Source organism: Myxococcus sp. AM010 (assembly GCF_013372585.1).
Taxonomy (GTDB): Bacteria; Myxococcota; Myxococcia; order Myxococcales; family Myxococcaceae; genus Myxococcus; species Myxococcus vastator.
In genome coordinates this window covers 1-22,049 of the sequence record NZ_JABXEO010000001.1, presented here as the reverse complement: position 1 = coordinate 22,049, position 22,049 = coordinate 1, and the positions used below count along the sequence as shown (strand labels likewise).

Sequence of the window (22,049 nt, the reverse complement as noted above, 5' to 3'; positions counted from 1 at the left end):
CGCACAAGGGGGCCATCACCGTTGCACGGGGGGCGGACATCCTGCGCCCATGAACGCACCTCCTCCGCTGCCTCCCCGTCCGCCGCGAGCGCCCGAAGGCGCCCTTCGCCGGGCCTTGCGCTGGCTCGTGGCCCACCACGTCTTCGGCAGTCTCATCATCGTCGTCTTCGCCACGGCGGTCATCGCCGGGCAGGTGGCGGACCGGACGGACTTCGCCAACTCGGAGCTGGCCGCCGGGGTGGAGGACCGCTGGGGCGCGCCCGTCACCCAGCCCGCGCCGTCGCTGCGCTACGTGCACAGCGGCACCATCTTCACCGAGCTGAAGCCGCTGCCCTTCGACCGCCAGCACGTCGAGGTGCAGGCGAAGATGAACTACCGCAAGCGCGGGCTGCGCTACTTCTCCGGCTTCGACTTCACCCTCAACGCCGACTACGCGGTGGTCAACCGCGAGAGCACCGACATCGACGTGGCGTTCATCTTCCCCATGGAGATGGACAAGTCGCAGGTGCTGCTGTCGGAGCTCCAGTTCCTCGTCGACGGCAAGGAGTCCAGCCTGGACCTGGGCGAGTCCGGCAACCGGCTGGTGTGGACGGGCCGCATCGCCAAGGGCGCCACGTCTCGCTTCACCATCCGTTACCGCGCCCGGGGACTCAATTCGTTCGTGTACCGCCTGGACCCGGCGCTGCCCGCGCGGGACGTGCGCGTCCATGTCGCCGTCGAAGGAGGGGAGAACTACGACTACCCGGCGGGCGTGCTGGCCGCGTCGTCGGTGAACACGACGTCCGACGCGGTGACGCTGGACTGGGCCTTCCAGTCGCTGGAGTCGGGGGTGAACCTGGGCGTCATCCTCCCGTCGGAGAAGACGTTCGACGCGCTGGTGGGCACCATGGCGACCCGGGCCTGGGTGCCCTTCCTGGGGCTGCTCGCGCTGCTCGCGGCGCTGGGGTTGCGCCACCGCCGCTCGCTCGCGCTCCATGAGACGTACCTGCTGGCGGCCGTGTACGGCTTCTTCTTCGTGCTGTTGGCGTACCTGGCGGCCTTCATGAACTTCTACGCCGCCTACGTCCTCTGCGCGGTGGGCCTGGGCGCGGCGGTGGTGGTCTACGTCCGCTGGCTCTTCCCCAAGGAGCGGACGTCCGTGCTCGCGGCGCTGTGGGGCGCCACGCTGGTGGTCCCCACCGGCGCCGTCATCCTCCAGGGCTACACCGGCCTCATCTACACGCTGGAGATCCTCGCCGCGCTGCTGGGGCTGATGGTGCTCTCCACCCGCGCCGGCGTGCGGGCCTTCCTCTCCGACCTGTCCCTGCCCGGTGAGCCACCACGCGCCGCCGTGGCTCCCGCTGCCTCCACCCCTGTCACCCCGGAAGCGAGCTGATTGCGCCATGTGGACCGTACCGCTCTTCGTTGGACTCCTGCTGACCACGGCCGATGGCTCGGCCATCAAGACGCCCTCCGGCAGCGCCACCGTGCCGCTCCAGGAGCTGATTCCCCTCTACGCGCAGCGCCAGTCGGCGCCCGCTGAAGCACCTCCGATGGAGGCCCTGGTGAAGAGCCAGCTCAAGGGCCGGCTCACGGCGGATGCCCTCTTCGTGGACGGACACTTCGACGTGGAGGTGCTCGCGGATGGGCGCTGGACGCAGGTGCGCCTGCTCCAGCTCGACGCGGACACGTTCCCGGCCGCGCTGCCCTCGCTGGAGGAAGGCACCGTGGGCGTCGTTGACGGGTACCTCTGCCTGCTGACGCGGAAGGCGGGGCGCTACGTCTTCGACGTGGGCGTCTCCATCCGCTCGCCCGGCGCGGGCCCGGAGCGCCGTGCCCAGCTTCGCTTCGGGCCCCACGCGTCCCCGGTGCCGCTGGCGCTGGAGGCGGACACGTCCGTCTTCACGCTCACCGAGCCGCTGGCCTCCATGGGCGGCGAGTCCCACGCTGTCTATCCCGTGCAAGGCGCGCTGCGCGTCGGCTGGCGCGCGTCGGTGGCGCGGGTGGCGCAGAGCCAGAAGCAGCAGGTGCGCCCGCCGCTCGAGCCGCGCATCACCGAGGCCACCGCGTCCTGGGTCTCCACGCTGGAGGGCCGCGCCACGCTGCGCGTCAGCTATGCGCTGAGCCTGGACCGCGAGCAGCCGCTGGAGCTGGTGTTGCCGGAAGGGCACCGGCTGGAGCGCGTCACTCTGAACGCCATTCCCGTCCCCGTGGAGTCGCAAGACGGCACCCTGGCGTTGAAGGTCGCCCCCGCGCGGCTGGGCGAGACGGGCGGGACGCTGGAGGTGGTGCTGTCGCGAGAGCTGGGCGTCTTCCACCTCTCCGGCCGGTTGCAGCTGGCGCTGCCGCGAGTCTCCTGGCCCGTGGCGGAGCTCCGCGCACGCGCGCACTTCCCCGCGGTGTTCAACTACCGGCGCGAGGGAGGCAGCCTGGAGCAGTATGAGTCGACGGAGGCGGTGGCCGCGGACGCGCCGGGCCTGCCCGGAAAGGCGCTGCACTTCCGCCAGTTCCTGGTGGCCGCGTCCTCGCCCACGCTGGAGCTGGGCTACTCGGTGGACATCTCCGACAGCTACTTCCGCTGAAGCCGCGTCACGGGCGCCACCACCGCGAAGGTGGTGCCCGGGGTTGAGGGAAGCAGCTCCAACCTCGCGTGGAAGGCGCGCAGCATGGACTGGGAAATCGTCAGCCCCAGGCCCGTGCCGCCGCGCTCGCGGGCGGTGGTGAAGAAGGCGTCGAAGATGCGCGCGCGGTTCGTCTCGGAGATGCCCTTGCCGTTGTCCTTCACCACCACGCGCACCAGGTCCGCCTCCGGGGCCTGCTCCACCGACAGGTCCACGCGGACGGCGTCCCCACCGTGCTGGCGGGCATTGGTGACGAGCTGCCACAGCACGTCGTCGAGCACCTCCTGCGGCAGGCTCACCTTCAGGCCCGCGGGCGGCGCCGTGACGTGGATGTCCGTGGCGCCCGCGGCGCGGGCGCGGAGGGCGAGCCCCTCCAGCAGCGGGCCCAGCTCCACCGTCGCGGGCGTGGCCGTCATGGAGTCCGCCCGGGCCAGCTCCAGCAGGCGCTGCACCAGGCGGGTGAGCCTGCGGGCATCCGCGTCCACGTTGGCGAGGAACCGCGCGCGCTGCTCGGGGGACATCGCGTCGGCGCTGTCGCGCAGCAGCTCCACCGCGCCCTGGATGGAGGCCAGCGGCGTCTTGAACTCGTGCGACACGTTGGCCGCGAAGGAGCGGATGTACTGGTTCCTGTCCCGCAGCGCGGTGGCCATGCCGGCCAGGGACTCGGAGAGCTCGGCCAGCTCCGCCACCACGGGGCGCGCCATGGGCTCGAAGCCCGCGGGGTCGCTCATGGCGATGGCGCGCGTCTGCTTCACCAGCGCGCGCACCGGCCGGCCCACCAGCGCCGCGGCGGCCAGCGACATCAGCGCCACCGCGCCGAGCAACACGAAGCCGGTGGCGGTGAGGTTCCACCGGTCCGCGTACGTCGCCTTGGCGAACGTCATGGGCGTGCGCGTCAGCACCACCGCGCCCCAGACGCGCTCGCCCTCCAGCACGGGCAGCGCCACCGTGACGCGGATGCCGGTGTCGCGGCTGAGCGACGCCAGCGGGGTGTCCTCGGGATCGGCGACGCGGCGGCGCATCACGCTGACGGGCTCGCCGCGCAGGGCCCGCTGGACCTCCGTGCGGTCCGCCAGGGTCGTCCTCAGCAGCGCGGGGCTGCTGCTGGCCACCACCACGCCCTCGGTGTCCACGACGCGGATGCCGGCCAGGGTCGCCGCGCGCACCTGTTCGAGCAGCGGCGTCAGGCGCAGGCCGGCCGCCTGTGACAGCGGCTCCGCGGGGACGCGCGAGGGCTGGGGCGTGCCGCCCGACGGCAGGGTCGCGTCCGAGGCCCTGAGCGACGGGAGGATGGGGCGCAGGCGCGTGTCGTCGGGGATGGGGAAGGGCCAGGGGGCGGTGCGCTCGCGGCCGTAGGCGCCCGCTGGCACGGTGGCGCTCAGCCGCTCGCGGAAGACCTCCGCGACCACCGCGCCCTGGGCAATCAGCTCCGACTCCGTCTGGCGGATGAGCTGGTTGTCGTAGACGCGCACGAAGGCGAGCCCCGCGAGCGTGAGGGCGAACCCCGCGACGCCCACCGCGGCGAACACCAGCCACAGGCGCGGACGCGCGCGGCGCTCAGGGGAGGGCGAGCCGATAGCCAAGGCCATGCACCGTCTCGATGACGTCTCCACCCGCGCCCGCGAACTTCTGCCGGACCCGGCGCACGTGGCTGTCGATGGTCCGGTCGCTGACCACCACGTCGTCGTAGACGCGGTTCATCAGCTCGTCCCGGGTGAAGACCTTGCCGGGGACCCGGAGCAGCGTGGCCAGGAGCTGGAACTCCGTCACCGTGAGCACCACCTCCGTGTCCTGCCACCACGCGCGCCAGCGCTCCGCGTCCATGCGCAGCGGCCCGCGGGCCTGCAGCCGCGCCGAGGCCGCTTCGACCTCCGGGGGCGGCGCGGGCCGCGCGCGCCGGAGCACCGCCTTCACGCGGGCCACGAGCTCGCGCGGACTGAAGGGCTTGGTGAGGTAGTCGTCGCCGCCCAGCTCCAGGCCGAGGATGCGGTCGACCTCGTCGTCCCGCGAGGAGAGGAAGACGATGGGCAGCTCGTGCTTGCGCCGGACCTCGCGGCACACGGCGAGCCCGTCCAGCTCCGGCATCATGATGTCCAGGACGATGAGCGCCGGGAGGGTCCGGTCGACCTGCGTCAGGGCGGCGCGGCCATCCGCGGCCTCATTCACCTGGAAGCCTCCCTGCTCCAGGGCGAAGCGGACAATCTCCCTCAGGTGGGGATCATCGTCGACGACCAGGACTGTGGGACGTTCGGCCACGGCTGCTCGGGAGGGGAGGGTTGCGACGGCTGCCGCACTCTACACCCACCCGGGCCGGGGGAGACGGCCGGGGCGCGTCCCCGGCCGTGAGCAAGACTACCGGCGTGAGCGCCGGCGGGGCCGCGGAATCACAATGGCCGCGGCGAGTAGGAGAATCACTGGAATGAACACGAGCATCGTCTGCGCCGTCACCTTCGCCCCCATCAAGGAAGTGCCGCTACTATGGCGGGGCGGTCTGACGTTCCGCTCGCGGCAATCCTGAAAACAGGGTTTGACGGGACTGTGACAGCGCCTGGCGTCAGAGCAGCTCGCGGGTGATGACCTCGGAGCGCTCCTGGTCGTTCCAGGTGACCTTCCGGGTCTCCCGGCCGTTGAAGTAGATGGCCTCCCGGTCGTTGATGAGCTTTCGGATGGTGATGCGGGCGACGGACTGCTGTTCGTCCACGCCGTGGGTCAGCTCGTACCGGGCGACGTCATGAGGGAACTCGCCCAGGTGGAGGCGCACCTCGCCCAGCATGTCCACGTAGTCCGCCAGCGCCTGCATCTGCCCCAGCGCGCGCCGCATCACCGTGCCCGTGCGCTTGCTGAGCACCCGGTCCCAGAAGAGGTAGCCCGCGCCCAGCGTGGCCGCGCTGGTGAAGAACATGAAGAAGGTGAGCGCTGGATCCAGGTACCGGTTCTGGGTGAGGCCCTGGTGCTTCGAGGCCTCCACCAGGATGTCCTTCATGGCCTCCACCGCCGTGCGGTGGGCCATCCGCGTCCACTCGCGCGCGTCCCGCTCCGCGCCCAGCAGCAGCCAGCAGAGGCCCAGGTGCAGGGCGGTGAACGACAGCCGCGCCCTGTCGCGTTCGGTGCCCATGGCCTCCGTGAAGCAGCTCCGCGCGGACTTCAGCCGCTCCAGCTGTTCATCGCGGGTGGCCTGGGGGGCGCGCGCGGCCTCCAGGTGGAGCCGCCCGGCATGGAAGGGACCGTCCATCAGCGGCCGGACGTCGCGATGCAACCCGCGAAGGAGGGTGAGCTGGGTTTCGTGAAGGCCGAGGAGGGTCTCCAGCAGAGAGGCCGCGGCGGGAGCCTGAAGCCTGCCGCCCGCGTGCGGTGCAATCGCCAGGACGAGATCATCCCACTTGGCCATGTGCGGACTCCCTGTGGCTGGGCGATACAAGACGTGCGGCAAGCCCCCCACGGATCAGTCTGCCATAACCTCCACGCCATCGAAGAATCTGGACCGCGGTTCATGCGAGGGCGGCATTCTTCAATGAGGCGGAGCGGCTGGCTTTCAAGCTCGGTAGAAAAAGCCAGTCACTCTCTCGAAGTGACATGAGTCTGTTTTTACTCCCCTGGGCCGAGCCCCCGCGTTTGGCTCAGCCGTGGCCCGGTGGCGGCGCCAGGTACATGCGGAAGCGCGTCACCGGCCGGTAGCCCATGCGGGTGTAGACGGGCTCGCCCGCGCTGGTGGCGTGGAGGACGGTGCGCTCGGTGCCCCAGTCCTGATGGGCCTTCGCCAGCGCATGTCGCATCACGGCCTCGGCGGCGCCTTGCCGGCGGTGTCGCGGATGGGTCGCGACCAGGGCGACGTAGGCGGCGGAGTCCACGCGCAGCACCACCGTGCTGGCCGCGGCCTCTTCGTCGCGGCACGCCACGAAGCCCTGGCAGTCCGGGGTGTAGAGCGTGTCCTCGTCGAACGCTTCACGGCCGAAGTGGCGGGGGACGTCGTAGGCGTTGGCGTTGATGTCGGCCACGGCCTGCCGGCCCCAGGCCTCCGTGACGGGGCGGACGTTGAATGGAGGCTGTGGGTGGATGGGGGGCGCCAGCCGGTCCGCCACCATGCCGGTGACGTTCATCTCCGACTTGAGCCCGTACCAGGCCAGGATGGAGGGCGCGTTGTCGCGCACGGAGGGTGCCAGCCAGTCGTCGCAGATGACGAAGCACCAGCCATGTCGACCGGCGGAGAAGTAGCGCGCCGCCGAGGCCGCCGCGGCCGCGAGCGCTTGTTCCGTTTCGACGGGCGCGCGCAGGAAGGCGGCGTTCATCATCGACCAGGCCACGTGGCAGGCGGTGATGTAGACGTCGGGGCGCTCCACCACTTCACCCGACTTGCTGCCCAGGGCGAACAGCCTCCAGGCTCCACGGTACTGCGCGTTGGATTCATCTATCTCGACGCGAGAGGGGGTGGGCATCGTGCCTCCTGGGGTGAGGGGAATCGGCGAGCATACCCGAGCCCGGATGCGGTCAGCGCGCCACTGCCCGGCGGTCGTGGGTGGCGGTGGGCGCGGGGCGCGTCTACGTTGAGAGGATGACGCATGCGGTTCCCGAGACGTGGACACTGCCCTGGCGGGGCCTGGGGCTGAGCAGCAACCTGAGCGTGGCGGACGTGCCGCAGCCCTACCGCTTGCTGGACGAGTCACCGGGCCTCTTCGACTACGTGGAGTACAGCGCGCCGCTCTCCCTGGAGGAGTCGAAGGCGCACGCCTCGCTGTTCCCGGAGATGTGGCGCCGGCGCCAGGACGTCCCGGTGCTCTTCCATCCCGTCCACCTCAACCTCTGGGGGCCCGCGCTGGAGCCCGGCCAGGCCTTGCTGGATTTGGACGCCCACGCGCGCGCCGTGGAGAGCCCCTGGGTGGGCAACGACGTCGGCTGGTGGCACGTGGACGGGCAGCCCTTCCCGGGCTACCTCTACTTCACGCCGCCCTTCAACGAAGCGGGCCTGGAGGCGTGCGTGTCCCACGCGCTCCATGTCCAGCGGCACCTGTCCAGGCCGCTCGCGCTGGAGAACCCCGCGGTGCTCGCGCGGCGCGGGCAGTGGCATGTGCTGGACTTCATGGCGAAGCTGCACGCGCGCACCGGGGCGCCGCTGCTGCTGGACCTGGGGCACCTGCTCAGCCATCAGCTCTCCGCCGGCCTGCCACTGGAGACGGGGCTGGACGGCTTTCCGCTCGACCAGGTCATCGAGCTGCACATCGCCGGGGGCGTGGTGACGCACCGGGGGCCGCGCGGCTTCTACGTGGATGACCACACGCAGCCGGTGCGCGAGGAGCTCTTCGACCTGCTGGCCTCGTTGATTCCGCGCTGCCCGTCCCTGCGCGCCGTCACCTTCGAGGGCGACGGCCACCCGCCCGAGGTCGCCCGGAGGTCCTTGCTCCGCCTGCGCCAATGGGTGCCCGCGGGAGCGCGTCCGCCGCTGACGTGGCGCGTTCCGCCGACCGTCGCGGCCGTGCCGCCGCTCACGGAGGACAGCCAGCCCTGGGCCTTGTTCGACGCGGGGTACGCGGCGGCGCCCGCGGCCTCCGTGGAGGACGAAGCGGGCACGCTGGCGGACCAGGACTTCCGACTGGCCGTGGTCGCGGAGGTCCTGGATCGCGAGTGGCCGCTCACCCGGTTGTTGCTCGCGGGCACGCGGGAGGGGCTGGCGGCCTTCACCGGCTCGAAGGAGTACCGGAGGCTCTTCGACTCCGTGGCGCGCACGCCCGGGCAGTCCTTCGCGTCCTGGGCCATGCGGCGCCTGCGCGAGTCACCGGATGAGGGGGCGTCGGCGGCGCTGGCGCTGGAGCTGCTGCTGCCGTCGCTGTTCACGCGGCGGGTGCCCGCGCCCGCGCCGGGACAGGTGGGGTTGATGGAGGATGTGCGGGCCGGGTCGCTTCCCGTGGACCTGTCCGAGCTGGTCCACTCCGCCCGAGCCGTGCGGCGGCATCTCACGGCCCGGGCATGGGCGTGTGGCACGCTGGAGCTGTCCGGCCTGGATTCGCTGAACCAGGTGGCGCGCCGGCCCGGCCCGGGGCCCTGGTCCTTCGTCGCACGGCGCAGGGCAGGGGCGCCGGAGGTGATGTCGGTGCCCCCGGCCTTGGGCAAATTCCTGAGAATGCTCGCTGTCCGGCCCATGGCCGAGGCGGAGGTGACGCCTGGGTTGCTGGAGGAGGCGAGGGGGCGTGGGCTGATTCGCAGGGGCTAGCGGGAGAAATGTCCAGGATTGGACCGAACCCTTGCGCTGGCCGTCCCGGTAAGATAGTTCGCGCCGCCATGGCGTCCCCCCTCGTCGTCGGAATCGCGGGCGGCACCGCGTCCGGCAAGACCACCGTTGCCCGCAAGGTACGCGAGGCATTGACTGATTGCCGCGTGGCCTTCATCGATCAGGATTCGTATTACCGGGACTTGAAGGACCTTCCGCTGGCGGACAGGCGTGAGGTGAACTTCGACCACCCGGATGCCTTCGACCGGGAGCTGCTGGTTCAGCACCTGCGAGCGCTGAAGTCCGGGCAGCCCATCCAGAAGCCCGTCTACGACTTCGTCACCTCGTCGCGTCAGCCGCAGACGAAGAACGTCGACCCCGGCGACATCATCCTCATCGAGGGCATCCTCGTCCTCCACATGAAGGAGGTCCGGGATGAGATGGACGTGAAGATCTACGTCGACGCGGACGACGACCTCCGCATCCTCCGGCGCCTCACCCGCGACATCAAGGACCGCGGCCGCGACTTCGACCACGTGGTGAGCCAGTACCTGCGCCACGTGCGGCCCATGCACATGGGCTTCGTGGAGCCGTCCAAGCACTTCGCGGACATCATCATCCCGCATGGCGGCAACAACGAGATCGCCATCGGCATGCTGGTGGGCGCGCTCCGCGGCAAGCTCTCCGGCGCCGTGAGGCGGGACTAGTCAGCACCGCCGCAGGAAGTCACTCAGCGGGCCATGGAGCCGCTCCGCGTCCTGGAGCAGCGCCGCGTGGTCCCCGGGCCCCGGCAGCTCGAGGAAGCGGGCGCTCACGCCCGCGGCGCTCAGCAGGTGGTAGGTGTCACGCACCCGGTTCACCGGGGCCATGACATCCGACGTCCCCGTCACCAGGAGCACCCGCGCGCGGATTCGCGAGAAGCCGTCCGACACGTCGCTGCCCGCGTACGCCGAGCACAGCGACGCCCAGGACACCGCGTCGAAGGCGTCCGCGAACGCGTCCGCTTCCGCCTCCTGCGCGGCGTGGGCCGCTTCGGGGGCCGGGTACGCGGAGGCCAGGAACTCACGCCCGCGGAGCAGCTTCTGGAAGTCCAGGCGCAGCTTGCGCATCGTCTTGCGCGGCGGCGCATCCAGCGCGTAGAGGCCGTCCCGGTAGTCGGGGTCCGCGCGCAGCACCTGCCAGGACAGGCCCAGCTTCTCGCGCACGCCTTCGGGCAGCGCGCGCGCCGCGCCGATGGCCACCACGCCCTCGGCCAGGTCCGGGAACAGCGACGCCAGCCGCAGCGCCACGTGGGCGCCCAGGCCCACCCCCACCAGCGCGCGCACCTGCGTCAGCCCGCGCGCGCGCAGCGTGGCCGACACGGCGCGCGCCATGTCCTGCACGGTGAGCGGCGGCAATTCGAGCCCCCAGCGCTCACCCGACGCGGGATTCACCGTCGCGGACGACGTGCTGCCGAAAGGGCTGCCGAGCAACCCAGGGGAGAAGACGGGGGTGACGGCGGGGTCCAACGCGAGGTTCGTCCCCACCAGGGCGCGTCCCCAGCCGGAGGGCTGGTACGCCGAGTCCTCCAGCGGGCCCAACGCGAGGTGCGAGTGCGCCAGGTCGTGCAGCAACACCACCGCTTTGCCGTCTGATGGTTCTCCGTAGGCCGCCCAGGCCACCTGGGGATTGCCCAGCAGCTCTCCTTCCTCCAAGGGAAGGGGCGTGGTGAACAGGTGGGTCCCGGTGGCCTGGATCACGTTGGGGATTTTTCATATCACTGCCAGGACAAAGGCACAGGAGACTGCCGCGTGAAGCGCTACTTCGGAGTCATCGTCATCGTCGCGGGTGTGCTGCTGGCCGCCGTCATGAGCTATCGCAGCGCGAGCAGTCGCGCGCTGGAGGCCCAGCGGGATGCGGATCAGCAACGGATTCACGCGGAGTACCTCGAACGGGTGGGCTGGATGCGCGCCAACCCGGACGAGGCCAGCTACCGCGATGAGTTGAAGCCCTTCTTCAAGAACTACTTCGAGCAGGTGGACGCGCACCTGACGCGCTTCAAGGGGAACACGAAGTTCGACGACTACCTGCTGGAGCTGGAGGCGCGCGAGGAGCGTGGCGCGAAGGATGACCGCGCCAACGACCGCAAGGCCTTCTACGAGTACACGCGAAAGACGTTCGACAGCCTGCGCGAGGGCCGCTACCGCCCGGTGTGGACGGCCACGGACAAGGGCATGCGCCTGGACATCATCTCCTCCGACGTGGTGATGGTGCTGGGCAAGCCGCAGATCCGCCTGCAGTTGGCGGTGTGGGGCGCGCAGCGCGTGCTCAAGGACGACGGCAAGGTGCTGAAGATGATGACCAGCGCCACGTTCGACACGGTGTGGAAGCTCACCGACGCGAAGGGGAAGCTGCTGGGCGAGATGCGCGGCGCCGACCCGTCCATGAAGATTGACCACCCGGAGCGCTTCGTCCCGTCGTTCCCCCCGCAGATGGTGCTGGGGCACTACGACCTGGACCTGCTGCCGAACGAGGTGGCGAAGATGGAGATGACCATCAACCTGTCCTCCAGCGCGGCTTCGGGTGGCACCGCGACGTCCAGCTACGTGTGGAAGCTGGACGTGCCGTCTGACTGGAAGCTCGGCGCCGGCGAGTCGTGGGAGGGCGCCACCCAGGAAGAGCGCCCCGAGGAGGAGATCGACCCGTCGAAGGCCTCGGCGAACTAGGCCTTCGCGGGGGTTACTCCACCACCGTGAAGTGAGAGCCGAGCCGGTACGCGGACAGCGTGCCGGCGTCGTCCAGGAAGTAGAGGTTGAGGCGCACGTCGGCCTGGAGCGCGACGAGCCCCACGCCGGCCTGGACCTCCGCGAGCACCTGCCCGCCGCGGGGGTCCACCGCGCGGACGCGCTCCCCTGGCACCAGCGTGACGTCGCGCGCGGTATGCGCGGGGAGCGCGCTGATGAGGGGCTCGCCCGCGGCGCCCACGCGCCAGTCCACCGTACCGGAAGCGGCCACCCGTGCGGCGGCGCCCGAGGCGCTCGTCACCACCACCGCGCGGGGGAGGGAGGCCAGCGCATAGGGGCCAGGCCCCAGGTTCAGCGGGCGCTCCCAGAGGCGCCGGCCCTTCGCGTCCAGGCAGAGCAGCATGCCTTCGCGCTCGCGCTCGCCGGCGATGAACACCCGTGAGCCCATGGGCAGGGGCGCGGACAGGTGGGACAGGTTCGGCTCGTACGTCCACACGGATTCGCCGGTGTGCGCGTCCGCGAGCAACACGGCCCAGTGCGAGCCGCGGCCCAGCATGGCCAGGAAGCGCCGGCCCCAGGCCACCGGGGGGCCGTGGAACGGCATGGGCGCGCGCATGCGGTAGCGGACCTGACCATCCTCCAGGTCGAGCCCATAGAGGTAGCCCGAGTCCGTGCCCACCAGCGCGCGGTGTCCTTGGGTGGCCAGCCAGCTGCGCTGGGTGCGCGGCGGCGCCAGGCGCCAGACCTCGCGGCCCGTGGCCTCCGCGAAGGCCACGACGGTGCGGTCCTCGGACAGGGTGAGCAGCAGGCCGTCCTCGCGCAGCAGCAGTGGGCCCAGGGGGATTCCGTCGTGGTCATGCAGCCAGCGCGCGCCGCCGCCCCGGCCCGTGAAGCCGTAGACGCGCGCGATGTCCGCCGCCACCGCGTGGCCATCCGCCGACGCGGCCACGCCCAGCGCCGCGGCGCGCTTCCACAGCAGCGCTCCGTCCTTTCGGGAGAACGCGGAGGCCAGCTGCGGCGCGCAGTACACCGGCCCGTGCCGGCCGAGCAGCAGCCGCGACTCCTCCGCGTCCGGAAGTCCGCGCTTCTCCCACAGCTTCTCGAAGCGCAGGCGGCGCAACCGGCCGGGGACCTTCAACGGACGTGAGGTGCCCTGGCCCGTGGCCCGGGCCTTCTTCTCGCGGGCCGCGCCCTGGGCCTCGGGGGGCTGCACGGGGCCCCGCAGGTGCGAGAGGCCCTCGCGGCAGCGCTCCGCGAGCTCCATCCGGTACGGGTTGGCCACCAGCGCTCGGTCCGCTTCAGCGAAGGCCGCGGCCAGGGACTCGCCCAGGTGGAAAAGGGCGGCGGCGGCCACGTTGCCCGCGAGCGGGAAGGGCGCCCCGGTGCGCCCTGCCTTCGCCTGGCCCGTCTTCAGGTCGACCAGCAGCGAGGGCTTCGCGCCCGCGGGGGCCAGCTCGAAGCGGTTTTCGCCCAGCTCCACCGCGCGCGCCAGCTCCACCGCCTGTCGCGACAGCTCCAGCGCCGTCAGGAACGGCGGGCCGGGGACGCGCCAGGCCTCGGGTTTTCCGGGCAGCGACAGCCAGACCTCGCCCGACGCCAGCAGGGGCGCCAGCAGTCCGCCCGTCCCCCGCGCGGCGCCGCGGCCCGTGGGGACGCCGGCGTCCCGGAGCTCGAAGCCGAAGCCCGGGACTTCCGTGGGCTCCACGCGCCGGGTGGCGGGCCGGGCCGGCGCCTCGTCGGGAGGACGGGCGGGGCGGTTCAGGCCCCTCAGCGGCTCCTTGAGGGCCTGCCCGACGGTGGTGGCGAGCCCCTTGGGCCCGGCCCGGGTGACGTCGGTGAGGAACCGCTCACCGGCCTCACGGACCGCCTCCACCAGCTCCTCCAGCTCCACCCGGACGGGCGGGCGCATCAGCCGGGCAGGGCGGGAGAGGTTGGCCACCAGCAGCTCCACCTCCGGCCCCATGCGGCGGAGCACCAGCTCCAGGTGGGCCTCGGGCAGGGAGACCTGGGCCAGTTTCTGCCGCCCACCCGCGAGCGCCGCAACTGAGCGCACCAGCGAGGGGACGACTTCTGCTAGAGACTCCTCCACGGCCCCGGACAGGAGGTCCACCCCGTCCAATTCCAGTGCGATGGAATCGAGCGGGGAAGCTGCGGGTTCGCGTTTCCAGCGCTGTCCGATGCGTATGCGGGTCATGTTGCGTTCGTTGACAAGCCAGTTTAGCGATGGCTAGCATCCGCCGCCTATACGGACCTACATTTTTGTAACCGTTCGGAATTCCTGGGGAATACTCGATGACATTCTACGAGGCCGCGCTCCGCATCCTGGAGAGCGAAGGTCGTCCCCTCCACTTCCTTGAAATTACCGAGAAGTCCATCCAGCAGAGCCTGCTTTCCCACGTGGGCAAGACGCCTGAGGTGACGATGCTGTCGCGCCTCGCAGCCATGGCGCGCCGCACGCGGGATCGCAAGGTGCTTGTGACGGCGAAGGACACCTTCGCGCTGGTCGACTGGTCGATTCCCGAGGACGTCGAGGCACTGGCTCAAACCGGCGTGGTGGAGCCGCACCCTGAAGAAGACCTGCCGCCGCTGCGTCCGGCGGAGCGTCACCCGGAGCCGCGCACGGACAACGTGCGGGTCGCGGGCCGTGGCAGCGACCGCAAGCGCCGCCGCGACGAGGACGAGGAGCGTGGCGGTCGTCGCAAGCGCTTCCCGCCGCTGCCCGAGGTGGTGTTCGAGATTCTCAGCGAGTCGGACATCGGGCTGCGCACCGAGCAGATCATCGAGCGTGCCCGGGCCAAGGAGCTGTGCGCCGAGGACACCACGGTGGAGGCGGTGCTCACCGCGCTGCTGGAGGACAACCAGCGTCGCATCGACGCGGGCCGCCGGCCGCAGTACGCCTTCAGCAAGGACTCTGGAGAGGTGTCGCTGGAGCGCGCTGGCGCCCCGAGCGAGGCCCCGCCGCTGGAGCTCCAGGCCGCGTTCGCGCAGGCGCTGGGCATCCCGCTGGAGGCGGGCCGTCCGGTGCTGGGCAAGCCGGCTGCCGCGGGCGAGGCCCCGGAGGATGCCGCGCTGGTGGCCACGCTGCGCGCCACGCTCAAGGACGCGCGCCGCTCCGTGGCGCGTGGGCTGCGCAAGCGCCTGGGCGAGCTGGACGTCGGCACGTTCGAGAAGTCCGTCGTGAAGATGATGCACGGCCTGGGCTTCCGCGAGCTGAAGGTGGCCAAGCGGTCCAAGGAAGGGCCCTTGCTCACCGCGCGCAAGCGCGAGGGCAGCGTGGAGCTGCGCTACGCGGTGCGCATGCTGAAGGGCACGCCTGGCATCGACCGCAAGTCGGTGCAGGAGCTGCGGCGTGACTTGGGCCACTATTCGGCGCAGGTGGGCCTGCTGGTGAGCGCGGGTGACGTGCGCGGTGATGCGCGCACCGAGGCGCAGGCCAATGGTTCGTTGGTGATGCTCTGGTGCGGTGACGCGCTGGGCGAGAAGTTCCTGGAAGCGGAGACGGCCGTCTCCGTCACGCAGGTCGCGCTGTACGAGGTCGACGAGACGTTCTTCGAGGCCGCGAAGCTGGATGCCGAGGAGGCCCAGAAGCGCCGCGAGGAGCGTCAGCGCGAGAAGCAGGCCCGGGAAGGGGAGGAGCCCACCGAGGCCGCTGCCGCGCCGGAGCGCGAGCGCGAGCGCCCGCGTGAGAAGCGCCGCCGTGAGCGTGAGAAGCGCGAGGCCCGTGAGGCGCGTGAAGCCGAGGCCACCGCGGCGGCGTCCACCGAGGAGACTTCGGCTGCTCCCGCCGGGGATGCGCGAGAAGCCGCTCCCGTGCCGGCCGCGCCGGTCCTGCAGGGCCGCGAGGACGATGAGGAGGACGACGACGAGGACGGGGAGGATGACGACCTCGAGGCAGCCAGCGCTTTCGTGGGTGGTGCGCGTCCCGATGGGGCTGCAGCGGATGCCGGCGCCGAAGGGGCGCAGGGTGACCGCAAGCGCCGCCGCCGTCGTCGCCGGGGCCGTCGCGGCCGTGGCAGCCGCGCGGGTGAGGCCGGGGCCGCTGGCGAAGCGGGTGAGGCGGGTGCTTCGGCTGCGGGTGCCGCTGGTGAGGCGGGTGCCGCTGGTGAGGCTGGAGCTGCGGGTGCCGTTGGCGAGGCCGGAGCCGCTGGCGAGGCCGGAGCCGCTGGCGAGGCCGGAGCCGCTGGCGAGGCCGGAGCCTCGGCTGCAGGGGCCGCGGGTGTTTCCACCGCAGGTCCTGTTGGTGCCACGGGTGAGGCGGGTGTCTCCTCTGTGGGGGCCACGGGGGCAACCGGTGAGGCGGGTGTCTCCTCCGCGGGTGCTGGCGAGGCCGGTGTCTCGGCTGCGGGTGCCGTTGGTGCTACGGGTGAGGCAGGTGTCTCTACCTCGGGTGCTGGTGTCGCTGGCGAGGCGGATGCCTCCGCTCCGGACGCTGTTGGCGTCGCTGGCGAGGCCGGTGTCTCGGCTGCGGGCACTGGTGGAGATACGGCCGCCGGGGGCGTCGCTGGAGTGACGACTGCTGTCGGTGCCGCTGGCAACGCCGGTGTGTCGACTGCCGGGAGCGGTGCGTCTGGTGCCACGGGAGGCGCGTCTCCTGACGTCAGCAGTGTCGGCGAGGCACCTTCCGTCTCCAATGCGAGCGCTGACAGTGGAGCGGGCTCGGCTGCTGTCCCAGGTGTCGTGTCGAGTGAAGCGCTTTCCTCGGCGGACAGCGGGGGCACTTCCGCGCCGGCCTCCAGCGATGCGGTGTCCGCGTCGGTGGGCGTCGCCACACAGGCGGATGCGTCCGTGACTGCTCCTTCCGAGGGGACGTCATCGGCTGCTCCGGCGGCAGGGCTGACGCAGGCGGGCGTGCCGGACGGCTCGTCGGGCGAAGTGGCCCCCGGCGCCGCGACGGAGGCGTCTTCTGGATCCGAAGATGGCGCAAAGGCCAGCGAGCCTGCTCCCTCTCCCACCGAGGGTGATCCGTCCGCGGACGCGTCCGTGCCCCCCAAGGGACCGGCCGGGGAGCGCGATAGCTGACGCGGCACGCCAGGGGGTGAGGGATTGGTCGGCGCCACCGCTCTCCAGGTGTTACCCTGGGGAGCGATGAAGCCGGTCCTGTTGCTCGCCTCCTGCGTCGTCCTGCTGCTCGGCGCCTGCCGATGGCAGGCGCCGCGCTACCCGGTGGCGCCGGTGGAAATCTCCGGGGCCACCCTGCGGGACAACGCCCTGCTGGGACTTGCTCCCGAGGGCGTGGCCACGCTCTTCACCGCCGCCCTGAAAGACTCCGGCCGTTTCGAACAGAAGGGCGCGGAGGCGCCTCGCGAGGAGCGGCCCTGGCGCCTGACGCTGGACGTGCCCTTCACCCGCGAAGTGCTGAAGGACGGTGACCCGCGCAGCTTCGCCGAGGTGGGCGCCAACCTGATCCTGGAGCGCTTCGGTGGGCGTCTGCCCCAGCGCTACGAGCTGGTCGGGCTGGGTGAGGCGCCCGTCGAGGAGGACTCGCCCGCGGGACGGCAGGAGGCCATGCGCACGGCACTGGCCAACGTGCTGCGCCAGGTGACCGAGTCCACCGTCATGCAGTTGACGGCGCTGGACCGAACCGACGAGGAGCTGGTGCTGGACCTGAAGGCCACGGACTCGCGAGTGCGGGAGTTCAGCCTCCGCACGCTGGCGGAGCGGCAGCACCCGGCCGCCGCGCCGCTGCTCATCGACCGCCTCAAGGAAGCGACCGACGCCGAGACGGTGCGCAGGACGATGGGCTCGCTCGTGGAGATGAAGGCGCGGGTCGCGGTGCCCGTGCTCATCGACCTGGCGCGTGGCCGTGACCTGGGCTTCGTGCAGGAGATTGTCTTCGCGGTGGGCGAAATCGGTGGCCCGGAGGCGGAGGCCTACCTCTACACGATGGCGCAGGGGCACGATGCGCCCACCGTCCAGGCCGCCGCGCAACAGGCGCTGGACACGCTCTACGCATCACGTAAGCACTCATCTGCGGAGGCGCGTGGCCCCAGCCGCGCGGACTGACATCGACATGAAGCGTTCATTCGGCATGGGCGGGGCCGCGGTGCTGGCGGCCCTGGTGCTGGGCACGGGCTGTTCCAAGAACGTCGACGCGGCGGCGGGCGCGAGCGCCAGCACCGACGACGTGTCCGTGTACTACCCGCTCGCGGTGGGCAATAGCTGGACCTATCGAATCAACGGCCGCGACGACAAACGCGTCACCGTGGAGATCCTCAAGGAAGAGGCCGGCGTCTTCCACGACAGCCAGGGCGGTCAGCTCTCGTTGGACGGCTACGGCTTGAGAGATCCCAAGCGCTACCTGCTGCGCGGTCCGGTGCGGACCGGGCACTCGTGGACGAACGTGGTGTCCGTGTCCTCCACGGAGCGCTACCACATCGTCCAGGCGGGGGACCCCTGTGAGACGCCCGCGGGCACCTTCCCGCGCTGTGTCCAGGTGGAGGGCCGCAACCGGGTGGACGCCAAGGCCACGCTGGTGAACACGATGACGTTCGCGCCCGGCGTGGGCATGGTCCGCATCGAAATGGCCGTGGAGACCAACGGCCAGTTGATGCCGCAGACCTCCCTGGAGCTGACGGCCTGGCAGCTCCGGGACGGCGCGGCGCCGCCTTCGGGCTGATAGGTGGGAGAATCTCCACGAGGTGCCGCTGTGGCCGCCAATGCGAACGAGCAGTCCCAGGAAGCGCTCATCCTGAGCTTCCTGTCGGAAAGCGGGAGCGACTACACCTCCGGTGAGGCGCTCTCCAGCAAGCTGGGGCTGTCGCGCACGGCGGTGTGGAAGCACGTGGAGGCCCTGCGCGCGAAGGGCTACCGCATCGAGGCGGTGTCCGCGCGAGGCTACCGGCTGGTGTCGGTTCCGGACCGGCTCACCTCGCTCGAGGTGGGCCCGCTCCTGGACACCCACGACCTGGGCCGCACCATCCACCACCACGAATCGCTGCCTTCCACCAATGAGAAGGCCTTCCGTCTGGCCCAGGACGGCGCCGAGCACGGTGAGGTGGTGGTGGCCGAGCAGCAGACCGCGGGCAAGGGGCGCCGGGGCCGCACCTGGGTGTCGCCGCCGGGCCTCAACCTCTACTTCTCCGCCGTCCTCCGTCCGGACCTGCCGCCCCAGCGCGCGCCGGAGCTGACGCTGGTGGCGGCCGTGGCGCTGGCGGAGTCGCTGCGCGACGCGGGCGTGGAGGCCGCCATCAAGTGGCCCAACGACGTCCACATCGACGGCCTCAAGGTCGCGGGCATCCTCACCGAGCTGTCCGCCGAGCCCGAGCGCGTGCACTTCGTCATCGTGGGCGTGGGGGTCAACCTCAACTCCCAGGCCGAGCACTTCCCGGAGGAGCTGCGGGCCACCGCCACGTCGTTGTCGCTGGCCCTGGGGCAGCCGGTGCAACGGGCCCGCTTCGCCGCGGCCCTCTGGACGCGGCTGGAGGAGTGGCTGGACCTCTACATGGACACGGGCTTCGACGCGGTGCGTGCCCGCTGGAAGGCGCTGTCCTCCACGCTGGGGCAGGACGTGCGGGTGCGCACCGACCGGCAGGAGCTGCGGGGGCGGGCCGAGGACATCGACCCGTCCGGGGCCCTGCTGGTCCGGACGGCGGAGGGCTCGCTCGAGCGCGTGTTGGCGGGCGACGTGGAGCAGCTTCGCCCACGGCGGTAGAATGCGCGGTGTGATGCTCCTGGCCATCGACGTCGGCAACACCACCACCGCGCTCGGCGTGTTCGAGGGCCGGCGCCTGATCGACCACTGGCGCGTGGAGACCAGCACGCGCCGCACCTCGGATGAGTACGGCATCCTGGTTCGCCAGCTCTTCACCCATCGCGGCATCGACCCGGCGAAGGTGACCGCCGTCGCCGTCTCCAGCGTGGTGCCGCCGCTCCAGTCCAACCTGGAGAAGATGAGCGAGCGGTACTTCCGCGTCCGCCCCATGTTCGTCGGGCCCGGCGTGAAGACGGGCATGCCCATCCTCTACGACAACCCTCGGGAGGTGGGCGCGGACCGCATCGTCAACGCGGTGTCCGCCTACGAGAAGCACCACGCCGGCGTGGTGGTGGTGGACTTCGGCACCGCGACGACGTTCGACGCGGTGTCGCCGAAGGGGGAGTACCTGGGGGGCTGCATCTGCCCCGGCATCAACATCTCCATGGAGGCGCTGTTCCAGAACGCCTCCAAGCTGCCGCGCGTGGAGTTCGCGCGTCCGCCGCATGTCATCGGGCGCAACACCGTGCACTCCATGCAGGCCGGGCTCGTCTACGGCTACGTGGGCATGGTGGACGGCATCTGCGCCCGCATGCAGGCCGAACTGGGCTTTCCGGTGAAGGTCGTCGCCACCGGAGGGCTCGCGTCGCTGGTGGCCAGCGAGTCGAAGGTCATCCACCAGGTGGATGAGCTCCTCACGCTGGAGGGCCTGCGCATCATCTACGGAAGGAATCACGCGTCATGACCCCTGCCGCTCCCAACGCCGTCCCGACGCCGCCCCCGGGCTGCCCCTTCGATGCGGAGTTCCTGCCGCCCAACCTGCGCAAACACGTGGACCCCGCGGCGCCGGTGCCGCTGCGGATGATGGCGGCGAAGTCGCTCGTCCCGCTCAGCCCGTCCGACATGGTGGGCGCGCTCTACATGCTCACGTTCGATCCGGACCCGGGCGTGCGCGAGACGGCGGCGAAGACGGCCGCGGGGCTGCCGGACAGGATTCTGGGCTCCGCGCTGCGCGACGAAGAGGTGCAGCCGCAGGTGCTCGGGTACCTCCTGGGGCTCGTGAAGGGCAACGCGGCCTACGCGGAGATGCTGGTCCTCAACGCCAGCACGCCGGATGACGCGGTGGCGGACGTGGCGAAGGACTGCGACCCGAAGCTGGCGGAGATCATCGGACAGAATCAGCTCCGGCTGCTGCGCCACGAGGACATCCTCCGCAACCTCTGCGCCAACGCGAGCGCGCCGGTGTCGCTCATCGACAGCGTCTGCGACTTCGCGGTGCGCAGCGGGCTGACGCTGATGGACGTGCCGCAGATGAAGGACGCGCGGGTGCGCGTCTTCGGCCCCGAAGCCGCGGAGGCGCCGCCGCCGCAGGGCCCCACCGCGGAGGAGGTGCTTCAAGAGTTCCAGGAGGCCGCGGACGAAGCCGCCGCGCCCATGGAGGAGGGCAAGCGCCTCACGTTGGCCCAGCGCATCATGCGCATGTCCATCGCGGAGAAGATCAAGCTGGCCACGCTGGGTAACAAGGAAGCCCGCACCGCGCTCATCCGCGAGACGAACAAGCTGGTGGCGGTGGCCGTCATCCGCAGCCCGCGCATCACCGACGGCGAGGTGCTCTCCTGCGCCACCAACCGCGCGATGATGGATGACGTGCTGCGCGTCATCTACAGCAACCGCGAGTGGACGAAGAACCACAAGGTGAAGATGGCGCTGGTGAAGAACCCCAAGGTCCCGCTCACCGTCACCATGAAGTTCCTCAACGCGTTCCGCGACGCCGAGCTGAAGGACCTCAGCCGCGACAAGAACGTGCCCGCGGCCGTGCAGGGCTTCGCGAAGAAGCTGCACGAGAAGAAGACGGCCCCGAAGAAGCAGGGGTAGGGGCGGGCGGTGCCCCGGGCGCGGGTGGCCCGGGGAGCGCGGCCCGTGCGACTCAGGCCGCCGCTTCGCTGGCGTCGTCCGCCACCGAGGAGGCGGGCTCTTCCAGGAGCTGCTGGGCGATGACGAGCGCCTTCTTCGTCTTCTCGCGCAGCTTCTCCTCGCTCTTGATGCGCGCGTAGAGGCGCGTCACGCGCTCCTCGCTGCGGGCCGTGGCGGCCTCCAACTCGGAGATGCGGCCGCGCAGCGCTTCGGCCTCCGCGCTGGCGCGGCTGCTCTGCTCGGACAGCTCCACCTGGGCCTGGCCCAACTGGACGCGCAGGTCCTCGGCCTCCTGCTGCGCGGCCTGGACGTCCGCCTCCAGCTGTCCCGCGCGAGCGCGCAGGTCCTCCAGCTCCGCGGCGTAGGCATGCGCCTGGGCCTGGTGCTGGTCCAGCTCCGTCTGCAGCGCGGTGAGCTGCGCGGACGCGCTCCGGGCCTCGTCCTTGGCGGCGGCCAGCTGCTGGTCCACGCGCTTGCGGTCCGTGGCGAGCGACTCCGCCCGGGCGCTCAGCGTCTTGAGCTGGGCGTCGCGCTGGGCGAGCTCGGACTCGGCGGTGCTGGCCTTCTGCTCCAGCTCCAGGCTCTGGTCCTTGAGCTCGATGATCTCCTGGTCCTTCTGATTCAGCTCCGTCTTGAGGCGGAGGATCTCCTTGTCCTTCTTGTTGGCCGCGTCGCGGAGGGCGAAGGTGTCCTTGTCGTTCTTCCCCGACGACGCCCGGGCCGTCTCCAGCTCCGTGGCGTGGCTCTCCACCTGCGCCTCCAGGTCTCGCACGCGCTCCTCGGCGTGGGACGCCATGCCGCGCGAGTCGTCGAGCTCGGCCTGGAGCTCCGCCACCCTCGTGCGCAGGCTGCGCAGCTCCGCGGCGTCGGCGGCCGGCGCCATCGCGACGGGCGGCGGAGCGGGGCGGGAGGCCGCGATGGGC

Annotated in this window: 17 protein-coding genes and 1 pseudogene; 11 read left to right on the top strand and 7 right to left on the bottom strand. The window is 71.2% G+C overall.

What is annotated here, in order from left to right:
* Positions 1 to 49 precede the first annotated feature (49 nt).
* Both HV826_RS00090 and HV826_RS00085 read left to right on the top strand, forming a co-directional pair.
* On the top strand, positions 50 to 1,375 hold the full coding sequence (locus HV826_RS00090; RefSeq protein WP_176414965.1) for a hypothetical protein: 1,326 nt from the start codon (positions 50 to 52) through the stop codon (positions 1,373 to 1,375).
* A gap of 7 nt (positions 1,376 to 1,382) precedes the next feature.
* A complete protein-coding gene (locus HV826_RS00085; protein WP_176414964.1) occupies positions 1,383 to 2,561 on the top strand; it encodes a hypothetical protein in 1,179 nt (392 codons plus the stop codon).
* On the opposite strand, the gene HV826_RS00080 is transcribed toward HV826_RS00085, so the two are convergent.
* The 4 genes from HV826_RS00080 to HV826_RS00065 all read right to left on the bottom strand — a co-directional run bounded on the left by HV826_RS00080 (position 2,549) and on the right by HV826_RS00065 (position 7,033).
* Positions 2,549 to 4,189 (bottom strand): HAMP domain-containing sensor histidine kinase, encoded by a 1,641-nt coding sequence (locus tag HV826_RS00080; RefSeq protein ID WP_176414963.1) that lies wholly within the window; start codon positions 4,187 to 4,189, stop codon positions 2,549 to 2,551. The genes HV826_RS00085 and HV826_RS00080 overlap by 13 nt on opposite strands.
* Positions 4,158 to 4,856 carry a response regulator transcription factor gene (locus tag HV826_RS00075; RefSeq protein WP_176414962.1) on the bottom strand — a complete coding sequence of 233 codons (699 nt, stop codon included), beginning with the start codon at positions 4,854 to 4,856 and terminating at the stop codon, positions 4,158 to 4,160. The genes HV826_RS00080 and HV826_RS00075 overlap by 32 nt, the downstream gene beginning before the upstream one ends.
* 298 nt (positions 4,857 to 5,154) lie before the next feature.
* Positions 5,155 to 5,988, bottom strand: a complete 834-nt coding sequence (locus tag HV826_RS00070; RefSeq protein WP_255216971.1) for a hypothetical protein — start codon at positions 5,986 to 5,988, stop codon at positions 5,155 to 5,157.
* Between the two features lie 229 nt (positions 5,989 to 6,217).
* Positions 6,218 to 7,033 carry a GNAT family N-acetyltransferase gene (locus tag HV826_RS00065; protein ID WP_176414960.1) on the bottom strand — a complete coding sequence of 272 codons (816 nt, stop codon included), beginning with the start codon at positions 7,031 to 7,033 and terminating at the stop codon, positions 6,218 to 6,220.
* Positions 7,034 to 7,149: 116 nt separating this feature from the next.
* Here HV826_RS00065 and HV826_RS00060 point away from each other — a divergent pair, with 116 nt between their 5' ends.
* On the top strand, positions 7,150 to 8,802 hold the full coding sequence (locus tag HV826_RS00060; protein WP_217916969.1) for a DUF692 family multinuclear iron-containing protein: 1,653 nt from the start codon (positions 7,150 to 7,152) through the stop codon (positions 8,800 to 8,802).
* 68 nt (positions 8,803 to 8,870) lie between these two features.
* Positions 8,871 to 9,506 (top strand): uridine kinase, encoded by a 636-nt coding sequence (gene udk / locus HV826_RS00055; protein WP_176414958.1) that lies wholly within the window; start codon positions 8,871 to 8,873, stop codon positions 9,504 to 9,506.
* On the opposite strand, the gene HV826_RS00050 is transcribed toward udk, so the two are convergent.
* A complete protein-coding gene (locus tag HV826_RS00050) occupies positions 9,507 to 10,538 on the bottom strand; it encodes an alpha/beta fold hydrolase (protein WP_176414957.1) in 1,032 nt (343 codons plus the stop codon).
* 51 nt (positions 10,539 to 10,589) lie between these two features.
* Here HV826_RS00050 and HV826_RS00045 point away from each other — a divergent pair, with 51 nt between their 5' ends.
* On the top strand, positions 10,590 to 11,504 hold the full coding sequence (locus HV826_RS00045; RefSeq protein ID WP_176414956.1) for a hypothetical protein: 915 nt from the start codon (positions 10,590 to 10,592) through the stop codon (positions 11,502 to 11,504).
* Positions 11,505 to 11,517: 13 nt separating this feature from the next.
* Here the strand turns inward: HV826_RS00045 and HV826_RS00040 are convergent, their stop codons facing one another.
* Positions 11,518 to 13,716 carry a PQQ-binding-like beta-propeller repeat protein gene (locus HV826_RS00040; RefSeq protein ID WP_176414955.1) on the bottom strand — a complete coding sequence of 733 codons (2,199 nt, stop codon included), beginning with the start codon at positions 13,714 to 13,716 and terminating at the stop codon, positions 11,518 to 11,520.
* Between the two features lie 98 nt (positions 13,717 to 13,814).
* On the opposite strand from HV826_RS00040, the gene HV826_RS00035 reads away from it, so the two are divergent.
* The 6 genes from HV826_RS00035 to HV826_RS00010 all read left to right on the top strand — a co-directional run bounded on the left by HV826_RS00035 (position 13,815) and on the right by HV826_RS00010 (position 21,087).
* On the top strand, positions 13,815 to 16,541 hold the full coding sequence (locus HV826_RS00035) for an HTH domain-containing protein (RefSeq protein WP_176414954.1): 2,727 nt from the start codon (positions 13,815 to 13,817) through the stop codon (positions 16,539 to 16,541).
* A gap of 66 nt (positions 16,542 to 16,607) precedes the next feature.
* Positions 16,608 to 17,525, top strand: a complete 918-nt coding sequence (locus tag HV826_RS00030) for a HEAT repeat domain-containing protein (RefSeq protein ID WP_176414953.1) — start codon at positions 16,608 to 16,610, stop codon at positions 17,523 to 17,525.
* Positions 17,503 to 18,138 carry a hypothetical protein gene (locus HV826_RS00025; RefSeq protein WP_176414952.1) on the top strand — a complete coding sequence of 212 codons (636 nt, stop codon included), beginning with the start codon at positions 17,503 to 17,505 and terminating at the stop codon, positions 18,136 to 18,138. The genes HV826_RS00030 and HV826_RS00025 overlap by 23 nt, the downstream gene beginning before the upstream one ends.
* 30 nt (positions 18,139 to 18,168) lie before the next feature.
* Positions 18,169 to 19,173 (top strand): biotin--[acetyl-CoA-carboxylase] ligase, encoded by a 1,005-nt coding sequence (locus HV826_RS00020; protein WP_176414951.1) that lies wholly within the window; start codon positions 18,169 to 18,171, stop codon positions 19,171 to 19,173.
* Positions 19,174 to 19,186: 13 nt separating this feature from the next.
* On the top strand, positions 19,187 to 19,957 hold the full coding sequence (locus HV826_RS00015; protein ID WP_176414950.1) for a type III pantothenate kinase: 771 nt from the start codon (positions 19,187 to 19,189) through the stop codon (positions 19,955 to 19,957).
* Positions 19,954 to 21,087, top strand: coding sequence for a hypothetical protein (locus HV826_RS00010; RefSeq protein ID WP_163785807.1), 1,134 nt, complete (start codon positions 19,954 to 19,956; stop codon positions 21,085 to 21,087). Before HV826_RS00015 ends, HV826_RS00010 begins: the two co-directional genes overlap by 4 nt.
* A 52-nt stretch (positions 21,088 to 21,139) precedes the next feature.
* Here HV826_RS00010 and HV826_RS00005 read toward each other — a convergent pair.
* Positions 21,140 to 22,049: pseudogene (locus HV826_RS00005) on the bottom strand (hypothetical protein); the annotation flags it as partial.